Origin of the sequence: Psychroflexus torquis ATCC 700755, from assembly GCF_000153485.2 — a bacterium.
In the GTDB taxonomy this organism is placed as follows: domain Bacteria; phylum Bacteroidota; class Bacteroidia; order Flavobacteriales; family Flavobacteriaceae; genus Psychroflexus; species Psychroflexus torquis.
On sequence record NC_018721.1, the window covers coordinates 571,883 to 584,980 of the forward strand.

Here is a 13,098-nt window from a genome sequence, read left to right on the forward strand (position 1 = left end):
ATCCCTAATTTTTATCCTCCAAGAGTGGCACAAAACGAAATTCGCCAAAGGTTTCTTTTTGAAAGCTTTTAGCAGAAGTCCTTTTCAATAAAGTCATAATTTGTGGGTCTTCCCCAACGGGAATCACAAGTCTACCTCCAATTTTCAATTGAGACATTAAAGGTTTGGGTATAAAAGGCGCCCCAGCAGTCACGATAATTTTATCGAAAGGGGCGTACTCTGGCAAACCTTTGTACCCATCTCCAAAACTCATAAATTTAGGTCTGTAGCCTAGTTTTTGAAGAAAGTTTTTAGTTTTCTTATACAGTTTTTGTTGTCTTTCTATGGTATATACTTTTGCTCCCAGTTCGCATAAAACGGCGGCTTGGTAACCGCTTCCCGTCCCTACTTCCAAAATTAGATCACCGCGTTCTACCTGCAAAAGCTCAGTCTGAAAAGCGACCGTAAATGGCTGAGAGATTGTTTGTCCGGCAGCGATAGGGAAAGCCTTATCTTGGTAAGCATGATCTTCAAAACTGCTATCCATAAAAAGGTGTCTAGGAATTTCATTTATCGCTTGAAGGACTTTTTCATCTTTAATTCCCTTTTCTCGGACCAATTCTACTAGTAATTTACGTTTTCCTTGCTGTCTATAACTGTCTTCCAAGCTTTTATATTTAATACCGAATTAAATTTATAATGTCGTATAAATAAATTGAATTATACTTCGACGTAGCTCAGCACAGGTTTTTTGATTGATTGAAATAAAAAATGATTAGCATAGCCTTAGCTACGGTAATTATTTTTGATAAAAAGCAGTCAAAAAAGAAACAATTTATTGCTGCATTATAGGTTTAATTTGGTAAAGGTCTTAATAATAGCAAAATTAGAAAAAAATGTTGGATACATCCATTCAGGAAGCTATTATTAGTTTGGGAGTTTTTAAAAGAAATCTTATAAAAAGCCTATGCTCACAGTTAGCTTAAAAAGAAATGTTACTTTTGTGTAAAACCATATAATTTATGCTAAAAGTTGGTGTTTTGGGCGCAGGACATCTCGGAAAAATTCATCTGAGATTGCTCAACGAATCAAAGAAATATAAACTTATAGGATTTCACGATACAGATCAGACTCACGCAAAGAAGATCGAAAAAGAATTTGGTTATTCTTGCTTTGAGGACTATGCTGAACTACTGAGCAATGTAGATGTTATTGATATCGTCACTCCTACCACCTACCATTATAGTATGGCAGAACAAGCCATAAAAGCAGGTGTTCACGTTTTTATAGAAAAGCCTATCACCTCTACGGTAAAAGAGGCAGACGCTCTTATAAAACTGGCTAAAGCTCATAATGTAAAAGGGCAAGTTGGACATGTTGAACGTTTTAATCCAGCTTTTAGAGCTGCTATAGGCAAAATAGACACTCCCATGTTTATTGAAGCGCACCGACTCGCAGAATTTAACCCAAGAGGAACAGATGTTCCTGTTGTTTTAGACTTGATGATTCATGATATTGATGCTATCTTAAGTATCGTTAATTCTAAAGTGAAAAAAATTAATGCAAGTGGTGTCTCTGTTATTTCTGAGACTCCAGATATCACCAATGCAAGACTTGAATTTGAGAACGGCTGTGTGGCTAATCTTACAGCAAGTAGAATATCGCTTAAAAACATGCGTAAGTCAAGGTTCTTCCAGAGAGACGCTTACATTTCGGTAGATTTTCTTGAAAAAGTAACCGAAGTTGTCAAAATGAAAGACGCCCCTCAAGACCCAGACGATTTTGCTATGATTCTTCAAAACGCTGAAGGCGTAAAGAAACAAATCTACTTTGATAATCCAGATATAAGTCCAAATAATGCTATTTTGGACGAATTAGAAACATTTGCAGAAGCTGTTGAAAATGACACGGTACCTATTGTAACTTTAGAACAAGGTACTGAGGCTTTAAGAGTGGCCATGCAAATCATAAAAGCATTCGACGAGTAATCATTTTAAAAATAAAATCATGAAAAATATAGCTATAATAGGTGCAGGAACTATGGGAAATGGTATTGCACATACCTTTGCTCAATTCGATTATAATGTAAGTTTAATAGATGTCTCAACAGATAGTCTGGATAAAGGTATTGCAACCATCACTAGAAATCTAGACCGCATGGTTAGCAAAGAAAAGATAAGCGAAGAGGACAAGAAAAGAACACTGGGAAATATCACCACTTTTACAAGTATAGCAGACGGGGCAAAAAATGCAGACCTCGTCGTTGAAGCCGCTACAGAAAATGAAAAAATCAAGCTCGAGATTTTTAAAGAACTCGACAGCCTTTGTCCAGCTAAAACTATTTTAGCAACAAATACCAGCTCTATTCCAATCACCAAAATTGCTGCTGTCACGGGCAGACCTAAACAAGTGATAGGAATGCACTTTATGAATCCAGTACCTATCATGAAGCTTGTAGAAATCATAAGAGGCTACAATACTAGCGATGACATTACAAATAGAGTTGTAGAGCTAGCTAAAAATCTTGGTAAAGTCCCAACTGAAGTTAACGACTACCCTGGTTTCGTAGCTAACAGAATTTTAATGCCAATGATTAATGAGGCTGTAGAAACTCTATACAATAATGTAGCGGGTGTTGAAGAAATTGACACTGTAATGAAGCTAGGCATGGCTCATCCTATGGGTCCCCTTCAGCTTGCCGATTTTATAGGATTGGATATATGTTTATCTATTTTGGAAGTGATGTATGAGGGCTTTAAAAATCCAAAATATGCCCCTTGTCCTTTACTCGTTAACATGGTGAGAGCAGGCAAACTTGGAGTGAAATCTGGAGAAGGATTTTATGACTATAGTGAAAGCAAAAAAGCAGAAAAAGTATCCTCACAATTTGTATCTTAAGGATGCCTAAAGTTATTCCATTTCAGGCGACTAGACCTACTCGAGATAAAGTAGGTCTAATCGCTTCAAAGCCCTACGAAACCTATACCAAAGCCCAAGTTGAAGCGAGATTAGATAACAATCCCTTTTCATTTCTGCATATCGCAAATCCTGGATATAAGTACAATAAAGAAATTTCTGGAAAAGAACGCTTTAGCCTTGTCAAAAACAGGTTTGAAGAGTTTAAAGAAGACGGTAGTTTCCGGCAAGATGGGAAACCCTGCTATTATCTTCATAAAATCATTTATAGAAATGAAATAGAGTTTGTAGGCTTTGTAGGTGCAGCAAGTGCTGAAGATTATGAAAATAACCTCATTAGAAAACATGAGGATACGCTAACTGAAAAAGTAGAGGTGTTTACCGAGTATCTAAAGACAGTAAGGTTTAACGCCGACCCTGTCCTTCTCACCTATCCAGATAATGAAGTCCTTGACAGCATTTCAAAAAAATTGATGCAGACTCGACCAGAATATGAATTCACGACCACCTCTAGAGAAACGCATCACTTTTGGGTGATTGAAGACCCAAAGCTTCATGAACAAATTCAAAAAGAATTTGAGGAGATGAAACATATTTATATAGCCGATGGACACCATAGAAGTTCCTCTTCGATTGACTTAAAAAAAGTACTTGAGGCTGAAAATGATCACCACACAGGGGAAGAAGCCTATAACTTTTTTATGGGATTTTTTATTCCAGAAAGTCACTTGAGAATTCATGAATTCAACAGACTTGTAAAGGACCTAAACGGTTTAAGTAAAGACGAATTTCTTATTAAACTGGATGAACAATTCAAAATTGAAAATTTAAACCAGAATTATTACAAGCCTAAAGAAGCTCACTATTTTAGCATGTATCTCGATGGTGATTTTTACGAATTAAATTTAAGAGATAGAAATTACGACTTTAATAATGCGCTATCAAGATTGGATGCTCAAATTTTATTTAATACAATTTTAAAACCAATTTTGGGAATTCAAGACTTGAGAACTAATTCTAGATTGATGTATAGTCAAGGTCAAAAAGACATGGCTTTCGTAAAAGGGGCTATAGACCAAGGAGACTATCAGGTTGGATTCGGAATGTACCCTGCAAGTATTGAAGAAATGAAAACTATAGCAGATGAAGGAATGAAAATGCCTCCAAAAACAACCTATATTGAACCTAAGTTGAGAAGTGGGATTACGATTTATGAATTTTAAAAATTAAAAGAATGGAAGGGTCAATTAAAGAACATATCAAAACATTTACAGACGAATTAGGTGAGAATATTGACCTAGTTGCCGTATCGAAGACCAAGCCTAACGAAGACCTGCTTGAAGCTTACAAGGCTGGACAGCGAATTTTTGGGGAAAATAAGGTTCAAGAAATGACGGACAAATGGGACGCTTTACCCAAAGATATTAAATGGCATATGGTGGGTCACGTACAAACCAACAAAGTGAAATACATGGCTCCCTATGTAGATTTAATTCACGCGGTCCAAAACATGAAATTACTTAAAGAAATCAATAAACGTGCAGTGGAAAATGACCGAGTAATCGACTGTTTATTACAAGTAAAAATAGCTGAAGAGGAGTCTAAATACGGCATGTCTCCAGAGGATTTAAAGTTATTCTTAAAAGATGACAAACTCGCTGAATTAAAAAACGTAAGACTGAAGGGCTTAATGGCCATGGCTACGTTTACAGAGGATGAAGAGCAGATTCATAGAGAGTTTAAAATTCTTGAAACACTTTATAAGGAGACTTCACAAACTCAAAAAGACTTCAGTATCCTATCCATGGGAATGAGCGGAGATTATAAAATCGCCATGCAACATGACACTAACATGGTAAGAATAGGCAGTTCTATTTTTGGAGCTAGATAAATAGGAATGCCATACCACAAGACTACTGATGTTTAAATTCAATGACTTATCGAGTTAAGGCTGACATATTATTTTTAAAGGCTTCATTATAAGCAGTTGATAAAATTGAAATTCAGAGGTTAAACTTTAAAAACTAAACGAGGGAAACAGAATTATATCTTTATTTTTGCTACCTTAAATTAAAACACATAAAGCTAGGTTGTACGCCATTTTAGACATAGAATCCACGGGAGGAAAATATAATGAAGAAGGGATTACAGAAATCGCTATTTATAAATTTGACGGTAATGAAATTGTAGACCAATTTATCTCGCTCATAAATCCTGAGCGAAAAATCCAATCCTTTGTAGTAGGCTTAACGGGCATCAACAACGAAATGCTCCATCAAGCACCTAAGTTTTACGAAATCGCAAAACGCATTATAGAAATAACTGAAGGATGCACCATTGTCGCTCATAACGCTAAGTTTGACTATAGAATGTTAAAGCTTGAGTTCGATAGACTTGGCTATCTTTATGAACGCAAAACGCTGTGTACCGTTAAACTATCTAAAAAGCTTTTGCCCGATTTTGAGTCTTACAGTCTTGGTAAGCTTGTAAAGAAATTAGGAATTCCTATAACAGATCGCCATAGAGCTAGCGGAGATGCACTGGCCACGGTAAAACTTTTTAAGCTTTTGCTAGAAAAGGATACTGATAAAGAAATTATAAGCTCCCATTTAAAGCTAAACGCTGTGAGCAGTATCGATAAAAAGCTCATTAGACTTATAGACGATTTGCCTAATGCAGTTGGAGTCTATTATTTCTCTAATAAAGAAGGGGATATTATTTATGTAGGTAAAAGCAACGACATCAAAAAAAGAGCTAACCAACATTTTATAAGTGATGCCCAAAAATCTAAACAAATTCAAGAGTACACATCATCCGTAGATTACGAAAAAACTGGTAATGAGCTTATGGCATTGCTAAAAGAAAATCAATCTATCAAAAAACTTAAACCAAAGTATAACTCTGCTTTAAAGAAAGATCTGTTTACCCACGGGCTTTATATGTTCGAAGACCATAACGGATATTTCAATTTGACTGTTTCTAAGTTGGACTCTAAAAAAGACTATGTCACCAGTTTCACCAACTACCAACAAGGAAAGGCTTTCTTAGAAAGAGCTCTAGAGACTTATCATCTTTGTCAGAAATTAACGGGTTTACATAAAACCAAAGAAGCCTGCTTCAATTATACCATAAAGAAATGCGATGGGGCATGCATAAAAGAAGAAGATGCCGTTTCTTATAATTCTCGAGTTGTAAAACTTATCGAATTTTATAATTATAAAGATAAGAACATGATTATTCAAGATCGAGGTAGACATCTAGGTGAAAAAAGTGTTGTCTTGATTGAAAATGGAAAACTCATAGGTTTTGGATATACGGAGTTAAATTTTCAAGTTGAAAATATTTCAATTTTGAAAAATATCATAAATCCTATGCAAAACGATAGAGACGCCCAACATATCATACAAAGTTATTTGAGGAAGAATAATAAAAATTTGAAGGTAATCCATTTTTAAAATGACTTGGAAGGAGAAGGTTCATGAAGTGATATACGAAGCAGACACCAAGGCGGGGAAAGTATTTGATATTGCATTATTAATCGTTATTGTAGCAAGTCTCGTTTTGGTCATACTGGATTCTGTTGAATACATTAGCCTTCAATACCATTCCTTATTTGTCACTTTAGAATGGATCATTACTATATTTTTCACGATTGAATATATCCTGAGAGTCATCAGTATAAAAAAACCTAAAAATTATATTTTTAGCTTCTATGGCATTGTAGACTTTCTTTCCACTGTTCCACTATATATTTCTTTGGTTTTTGCTGGCTCTGGAGCCTTATTATCCTTGAGGGCTTTAAGACTACTCAGAGTCTTTAGAATTTTTAAATTGGTAAGATATTCTGGAGCTGGCTCTAGTGTAGCCATTGCCTTAAGAAATAGTGTACCAAAAATTTTAATTTTCCTTTATAGTGTAGTTATTATCTCATTCATAGCGGGAACCATAATGTATATTGTAGAAGGTCCTGAACACGGTTACACTTCTATCCCAAGGGGAATCTATTGGGCCATTGTAACTCTTACCACGGTAGGATTTGGAGATATCCACCCTATAACCCCTTTAGGCCAGTTTATTGCTACTATTATTATGCTACTTGGATATGGTATTATAGCGGTTCCTACAGGTATAGTAACTGCAGAAATGGCAAAAGAAAATTTTAGAAAAAACACACAAGTTTGTTCTAATTGTGGAGAAAATGATCATAGAGATAGTGCAGAATTCTGTCATAAGTGTGGCTATTCACTAAATAAAAGACAACAGGAGAAAGAAATTGAGAATGAAGACTGAAGAATCCATCTTGATTTGTATTGTTGGTCCAACGGCCATCGGGAAAACCAATTTAAGCATTGAGTTAGCTAACTATTTTTCTACTGAAATTTTATCTGCAGACTCTAGACAGTTTTTTAAAGAAATGGAAATTGGCACAGGAGTCCCCAGTCAAAATGAGCTTTCTCAAGCAAAGCACCGTTTCATTCAACATATTTCAATTAAAAGGGATTATAATGTTGGAGAATTTGAAAAAGAGGCCACAGAGGTCTTAGATACTATTTTCAAAACGCATTCCAAGGCTATCCTAGTTGGGGGAAGTGGTCTATATCAAAAAGCAATAACCGAAGGTCTTGACATCTTTCCAGAAATTCCTTTAGAGATAAGATCAAATATCGAAGATCTTCTCAACTCTAAGGGATTAGTCGCGCTACAGAGCTTGTTAAAGAAAAAAGACCCTGAATATTACAATCAGATTGAATTGAGCAATCCAAGACGGCTTACAAGAGCACTTGAAGTTATAGAAACCTCTGGGAAGCCTTACTCAAATTTTCTTAACCAAACCAAACCAAAACGGAGTTATAATAGTATTAAAATAGGTTTGGATGCCCCGCGAGAAGTCATTTACAAAAGAATTGAAAAACGCGTAGATGAAATGATTGCAAACGGGCTTTTAGAAGAAGCAAAATCTCTATATCCCTACAAACACTTAAACGCTTTACAAACCGTAGGCTATAAAGAATTATTTGCCCATTTTGAAGGTAAAGCAACATTAGCTGAAGCCATTTCTGAAATTAAAAAGAATACACGAAGATTTGCCAAAAGACAATTGACATGGTTTAAAAAAGATCCTCAAATTAAGTGGTTTCATTACGAGACTCCTAGAGAAGACATCATCAACCATATCAAATAAATTAGCTTACCATAGAATACAGCAAGCTAATTTATGATAAATGAAACTGAAAAAAGTAAACTTAAAGCTAGACTTTAAGCACCTTTTCCATCAGATCCCTTCACAACTAAGCGGAATCCTTCGCCATGAATGTTCAAAATTTCGACTGAATCGTCTTTTTTCAAATACTTTCTCAATTTGGCAATATACACGTCCATACTTCTTGATGTGAAGTAATTGTCATCTCTCCAAATCTTTGTGAGCGCTAACTCTCTTGGCATTAGATCATTTTCGTATAGGGCCAATAAGCGCAATAACTCATTTTCTTTTGGAGACAACTTATTAGGCTCTTCCTCTTTGAAAGTTAAAAACCTCAGTTTAGAATTCAAATGAAAGTTTCCAACGCTAAACTCAAATTGCTTGCTATCTGAAAGTGTATCCGAATTCTTTCTTTGCATGATGGCTTTTATTTTCATCAAAAGCACTTCACTATCAAAAGGCTTATTGAGGTAATCGTCTGCACCAACTTTATATCCTTTTAAGACATCGTCTTTCATCGCTTTAGCCGTCAAGAAGATAATTGGAATATCTTCATTTTTAGCTCTGATCTCTTTCGCTAAAGTAAAACCATCTTTATAAGGCATCATGACATCTAAAATACAAAGGTCATAGTTTCCCTTTTTGAATTTCTCGAAGCCTTCCATGCCGTTTTTAGCGTGCGTGACGTCGTAACTATTCATAGATAGATAATCTTTTAATACGATTCCAAAGTTTGGATCGTCTTCTACTAACAAAATTTTCTTGTTTTCAGTTTCCATATATTTATGATATTAATGGTAATTTAATAATAAATGAACTTCCTTTTCCTTTTTCGCTTTTCACAGAAATTTCTCCATGATGATCGTCTACAATTTGCTTAGCATAAGCCAATCCTAGCCCGTGGCCCTTTACGTTATGAACATCTCCTGTGTGTTCTCTGTAAAATTTATCGAATATTTTCTTTTGAACTTGCTTAGCCATTCCATTTCCTTGATCTGAAATGATAAGCACAATATAATTATTTACATTTTCAGTAGTCACAGTAATTTTAGGTTCAGAGGCAGAATACTTTACTGAATTATCTAAAATATTTATAATAACATTTGAAAAGTGTGAATTGTTCGCTAATATACTATCTCTTTTGGCATCTAGATGGGTTTTGATGTAACCATCTCGATCTTCCACTATTAAATTGATATGACTAATTGAATCTTCTATAATATCATGAAGGTTGAATTTTTCTTTATCAATATTGAGCTCATTTTTTTCTAGTTTAGAGATCCTCAAAACATTTTCTACTTGAGCATGCATACGTTTATTTTCTTCCCTTATCATATTCATGTAGCGGTTTACCGCTTCAGGATTGTTTGAAATTATAGGGTTTTTGACGGAATCTAATGCCAGATTAATAGTGGCGATAGGCGTTTTAAATTCGTGCGTCATGTTATTTATAAAATCAGTCTTAATCTGTGAGATTTGTCTTTGTCTTATAAGCTGACCAATCGCCGAAGAAAAAGCCAGTACAATAACCAAAGTAAATAAAACTGAAAGTCCACCCATAAGAGCTATTGAAGATAAAATTTGCTTGTTTTTATCTTTAAAATTGATAAAAAGTTGGTAATCTGAATATTCATCATTGTAACTATATACAGGGACTCCATAAGTCGAAGGTGAGTTAAGCTCAAAACTAGCAGTCTTCACTTTAGTAGAAAGAGCATTGCTATAAATTCCAAAATCAAAATCTGACTTTAGATTGCGTTTTTCCATTTGCTCATCGATAAGCTTTTTGATTTCTAAGGTATCTACCCGCTCATGGATAGGAATTTTTGAGGCCATTTCCATTATAGCGTCTAGCCATAAGTATTTTTGCTCATCTTCTAGGTTATTAATACGCTCATAACGTTCTAAGGCATTAATAGTATTTCCATCCATGCCCTCTCTCCTCATCACGGCCGTTACCTTTCGACTAATCAATTTTTTAAACTCGATTGAATCTTGATTTTCAGCTAAAAAAGGAGAAGCAATTTTATAATCCTCTTGGAATAAGCGATTAGAATACGTGAAATATTCGGTTGAAATCCCTTCATCTGGTAATTGAAAAATTTCACTAAGTTGAGCTCTCACTGGAATAGCAGAATCCGCAATAGAAGCAAATTTGAAATAGTATTTATCCACTTCATCTTTCTCCAACTGCTGCACAACATTTATGAGTATCTGTTTGGCACCCATAGAAAACTGCTCTTCGTTGCTCTCCACTGTATTCTTAATCCAATACCCTTGGACGAAGATGATTCCAACCAAGGAGACCGTCATCAGAATAATTATAAATATAAATATGCGCTTATTCATTTTGCCAAAATTACAATTTTAACAAAATGCTTTCTCCGTGTTTAACCGAAAGTTAACAAGACAATCCTCTTATTTATCTGAAAAGTTTAAAAATTTTACATGAAGTTTGTCCACTTGTTGCTGAGTCTGTTTTATATTAGTATTATCAATTACGAAATCCGCAAGTTTTTTCTTTTTAGACTCAGGCCATTGTGCCTTTATTCTAGATTTTACTTCTTCTTCTGAAGAATGATCTCTTTGGATAACACGTTCTATTCTAACTTGTTTTGGGGCTGTTACTAAAATCGTAAAATCAAAATATGATGCCCTATCCTTTTCAAAAATTATAGCAGCTTCGTAAATGATATATAAAGCATCTATACTTAAAATCCATTTTTGAAAACAGTCGTGAACTTTTGGGTGAATTATAGAGTTGAGTTTTTCTAAAGCTGCTTTATCTTTAAATACTATGGAAGCTAATTCTGATTTGTCGATTAATCCATCAGTAGTTAATGATATATTGAAGGTATTTGCTACCTCTTTGACTACAGAAGGATCATTTAAAATTTTTTTAGCTTCTACATCCGCAATAAAAACGGGAATATTCTTATTCTTAAACATATTTGCTACAAGCGTTTTTCCAGTACCAATGCCTCCAGTAAGTCCAATTTTTATCATTTTTTAATCAAATAATCAACCTTAAAGCTATCTAAAGATACGTTTTTAACCCATTTGGGCTGCTCTACTAATTCAAGGATCATGAAATCCTCATTGGGTATATACTTGGCTATGACTTTAAAACCAGATTCGTCTATCCGCTCAAAATTGGCCAAACTAGTTTTAAAATTAACATTTACAGTTTTAGGGAATATAACGATGTCTTGATTGGTGTTTGTTTGGCTGACTTCAATTGGGATACTGAAACTTCCTTCAGTGAATTTACTCACTGGAAGAAAGTAATCTATCTCCATATCAAAATAATTAATAGACAAACTGTCTATAGTTTGTATACGGATTGACCCCTTAAGAGTATCAGATACTTTTTTAAAGTCTTTAGGCTTGGTATAAATATGCTCGATAGTATTTAAAATAGAGTCACTCCCAGAAACCTTTATAAATTGAGGTTCAAATAAGAAAGTGCCTGTAGAATCATAACCCATAGCAAAATCAACTTTAAAATTTGGCTTTACTTTTAGGGTCTTAGTCGCTAACCTAAAGTGCTTATATTCCAAACTATCTATGCTCATTTGTATATCACTTGATTTAAGATCTAAAGATTTTGATATCTCCTTTTTATGTTTTTCAGTCACAAATACAAATCTATTATCCAAAGAATCCAATTGATTGAAATTGATATCCATAGACGAATTGAAAAGGCTCACAGAAAGAATTTTAAATCCTGTTTGTTGAATGTCTACCTCCAAAGAATGCACCAAATTTTCAATAATAATATTTTCAGGGACATCTACCAATGTTATAGATAGAGTTATAGAACCGTCATAGCTTTTGGACATTTGGACAAACAGCCATATAAGCATTGTAAAAAACAAGATAAAAATAAAGGCTTTATAATTTCTCTTTTTAATGTTCTGCTTTAATCTAGTAAGCTGAGTCTTTTGGTTCATTGACTAAAAAATAATTGAGGGAATATTAATTGTGGTTTTTTCTTAAGGATATGAATGAAATAGTAACTTTTTATAAATCCAGACCCGTAACTAAAAAATTGGATGTTTGTTGAAAATACACTTAAGAGTCCAATTTTAATAGTTTTGTAGATCATCGTACTATCCATTAGTATAAGAAAATTATACAACACATAAAAATAAATCACAAAATAGAATTCAAAAAAAAGTAGAAACACCCCTACTACCAAGAACAATAAATAAAAAAAAGGAAACCAGTACGTCATCTTCTTAGTTTCTGGGTATCGCTTAAGCAATATAGGCCTTACTAGTCCAAATTTATTGACTTGAGAACTAAATTTGAAAAAATCTACTCGCCGTTTATGATAAACAAAAGCACCCTCTATATAACCTACCTTAAAATTTTTCTTTTTTAATCGAATGGATAAGTCAGGGTCTTCTCCTGGATGGATGGATCCAAATCCACCAGACTCTATAAAGGCAGCTTTAGATAGTCCCATATTAAAACTTCTAGGTTCGTAAGTTTTAGAGAATCGTGAATGGGCACTTCCCCTAATACCACCTGTGGTCAAGAATGAAGTCATGGCATAATCTATGGCTTTTTGAATATCTGTAAAGGAGTCTTGAGATTTATCTCCTCCTCCATAACACTCCAAATACTCACTCGAAAGATGATCGTTAACTGTTTTTAAATAGGTTGAAGGCACTATAACATCACTGTCTAAAATGATAAAATAATTCCCTTTTGCTTTCCGCATTCCATAATTTCTGGAATCTCCAGGTCCTGTATTCTTCTTAAAATAATAAGAAATATTCAATTTAGTATTAAACTTGAAAACCACCTCCTCGCTAGAGTTATGAGAACCATCTTCTATAATAATCACTTCGAAGTCACCTTCTATTTGGCTTAAGCTTTCTAACAACTCTTCTATCTCCTTTGGTCTGTTATAGACAGGAATTATAAAAGAGTAATGGCGTTCTATCATGGTGTAAATATATTACAAATAAAAAATCCCGAAGCAAAGCTCCGGG

13 protein-coding genes are annotated in these 13,098 nt (G+C 34.3%); 7 read left to right on the top strand and 6 right to left on the bottom strand.

Annotation, left to right across the window (positions count from 1 at the left end; translation table 11 throughout):
• Nucleotides 1-4: 4 nt before the first annotated feature.
• Nucleotides 5-646 carry a protein-L-isoaspartate(D-aspartate) O-methyltransferase gene (locus P700755_RS02520; RefSeq protein WP_015023186.1) on the bottom strand — a complete coding sequence of 214 codons (642 nt, stop codon included), beginning with the start codon at nucleotides 644-646 and terminating at the stop codon, nucleotides 5-7.
• Between the two features lie 355 nt (nucleotides 647-1,001).
• On the opposite strand from P700755_RS02520, the gene P700755_RS02525 reads away from it, so the two are divergent.
• The 7 genes from P700755_RS02525 (at nucleotide 1,002) to miaA (ending at nucleotide 8,077) form a co-directional block, all read left to right on the top strand.
• Entirely contained in the window at nucleotides 1,002-1,967 is a 966-nt protein-coding gene (locus tag P700755_RS02525; RefSeq protein WP_015023187.1) for a Gfo/Idh/MocA family protein, read from the top strand.
• 19 nt (nucleotides 1,968-1,986) lie between these two features.
• Nucleotides 1,987-2,877, top strand: coding sequence for a 3-hydroxyacyl-CoA dehydrogenase family protein (locus P700755_RS02530; RefSeq protein ID WP_015023188.1), 891 nt, complete (start codon nucleotides 1,987-1,989; stop codon nucleotides 2,875-2,877).
• 2 nt (nucleotides 2,878-2,879) lie between these two features.
• Nucleotides 2,880-4,118: a DUF1015 domain-containing protein gene (locus P700755_RS02535; protein WP_015023189.1), complete on the top strand. Its 1,239-nt coding sequence runs from the start codon at nucleotides 2,880-2,882 to the stop codon at nucleotides 4,116-4,118.
• 11 nt (nucleotides 4,119-4,129) lie between these two features.
• Nucleotides 4,130-4,786, top strand: coding sequence for a YggS family pyridoxal phosphate-dependent enzyme (locus tag P700755_RS02540; protein WP_015023190.1), 657 nt, complete (start codon nucleotides 4,130-4,132; stop codon nucleotides 4,784-4,786).
• Nucleotides 4,787-4,985: 199 nt separating this feature from the next.
• On the top strand, nucleotides 4,986-6,350 hold the full coding sequence (locus P700755_RS02545) for an exonuclease domain-containing protein (RefSeq protein ID WP_015023191.1): 1,365 nt from the start codon (nucleotides 4,986-4,988) through the stop codon (nucleotides 6,348-6,350).
• A gap of 1 nt (nucleotide 6,351) precedes the next feature.
• Complete coding sequence (locus P700755_RS02550; protein WP_015023192.1) at nucleotides 6,352-7,185, top strand: ion transporter; 834 nt, start codon at nucleotides 6,352-6,354, stop codon at nucleotides 7,183-7,185.
• Nucleotides 7,175-8,077 carry a tRNA (adenosine(37)-N6)-dimethylallyltransferase MiaA gene (gene miaA, locus P700755_RS02555; RefSeq protein WP_015023193.1) on the top strand — a complete coding sequence of 301 codons (903 nt, stop codon included), beginning with the start codon at nucleotides 7,175-7,177 and terminating at the stop codon, nucleotides 8,075-8,077. Before P700755_RS02550 ends, miaA begins: the two co-directional genes overlap by 11 nt.
• Before the next feature lie 74 nt (nucleotides 8,078-8,151).
• On the opposite strand, the gene P700755_RS02560 is transcribed toward miaA, so the two are convergent.
• The 5 genes from P700755_RS02560 to P700755_RS02580 form a co-directional block, all read right to left on the bottom strand.
• Nucleotides 8,152-8,874, bottom strand: a complete 723-nt coding sequence (locus tag P700755_RS02560; protein WP_015023194.1) for a response regulator transcription factor — start codon at nucleotides 8,872-8,874, stop codon at nucleotides 8,152-8,154.
• A 4-nt stretch (nucleotides 8,875-8,878) separates the two neighbouring features.
• The gene (locus P700755_RS02565) at nucleotides 8,879-10,444 is read right to left on the bottom strand and encodes a sensor histidine kinase (protein WP_015023195.1); all 1,566 of its coding nucleotides are present in this window, start codon (nucleotides 10,442-10,444) and stop codon (nucleotides 8,879-8,881) included.
• A gap of 69 nt (nucleotides 10,445-10,513) precedes the next feature.
• Nucleotides 10,514-11,101 carry a dephospho-CoA kinase gene (gene coaE, locus P700755_RS02570; RefSeq protein ID WP_015023196.1) on the bottom strand — a complete coding sequence of 196 codons (588 nt, stop codon included), beginning with the start codon at nucleotides 11,099-11,101 and terminating at the stop codon, nucleotides 10,514-10,516.
• Nucleotides 11,098-12,048: a YbbR-like domain-containing protein gene (locus P700755_RS02575; protein WP_015023197.1), complete on the bottom strand. Its 951-nt coding sequence runs from the start codon at nucleotides 12,046-12,048 to the stop codon at nucleotides 11,098-11,100. Before P700755_RS02575 ends, coaE begins: the two co-directional genes overlap by 4 nt.
• Nucleotides 12,045-13,052 (bottom strand): glycosyltransferase family 2 protein, encoded by a 1,008-nt coding sequence (locus P700755_RS02580; protein WP_015023198.1) that lies wholly within the window; start codon nucleotides 13,050-13,052, stop codon nucleotides 12,045-12,047. Before P700755_RS02580 ends, P700755_RS02575 begins: the two co-directional genes overlap by 4 nt.
• Nucleotides 13,053-13,098: the final 46 nt, after the last annotated feature.

Excerpts from the sequence above, each read along its gene's own strand:
- P700755_RS02525 (WP_015023187.1), top strand. The coding sequence starts at position 1,002 with ATGCTAAAAGTTGGTGTTTTGGGCGCAGGACATCTCGGAAAAATTCAT.
- P700755_RS02530 (WP_015023188.1), top strand. The coding sequence starts at position 1,987 with ATGAAAAATATAGCTATAATAGGTGCAGGAACTATGGGAAATGGTATT.
- P700755_RS02535 (WP_015023189.1), top strand. The coding sequence starts at position 2,880 with ATGCCTAAAGTTATTCCATTTCAGGCGACTAGACCTACTCGAGATAAA.
- P700755_RS02540 (WP_015023190.1), top strand. The coding sequence starts at position 4,130 with ATGGAAGGGTCAATTAAAGAACATATCAAAACATTTACAGACGAATTA.
- P700755_RS02550 (WP_015023192.1), top strand. The coding sequence starts at position 6,352 with ATGACTTGGAAGGAGAAGGTTCATGAAGTGATATACGAAGCAGACACC.
- miaA (WP_015023193.1), top strand. The coding sequence starts at position 7,175 with ATGAAGACTGAAGAATCCATCTTGATTTGTATTGTTGGTCCAACGGCC.
- P700755_RS02560 (WP_015023194.1), bottom strand. The coding sequence starts at position 8,874 with ATGGAAACTGAAAACAAGAAAATTTTGTTAGTAGAAGACGATCCAAAC.
- P700755_RS02565 (WP_015023195.1), bottom strand. The coding sequence starts at position 10,444 with ATGAATAAGCGCATATTTATATTTATAATTATTCTGATGACGGTCTCC.
- coaE (WP_015023196.1), bottom strand. The coding sequence starts at position 11,101 with ATGATAAAAATTGGACTTACTGGAGGCATTGGTACTGGAAAAACGCTT.
- P700755_RS02575 (WP_015023197.1), bottom strand. The coding sequence starts at position 12,048 with ATGAACCAAAAGACTCAGCTTACTAGATTAAAGCAGAACATTAAAAAG.
- P700755_RS02580 (WP_015023198.1), bottom strand. The coding sequence starts at position 13,052 with ATGATAGAACGCCATTACTCTTTTATAATTCCTGTCTATAACAGACCA.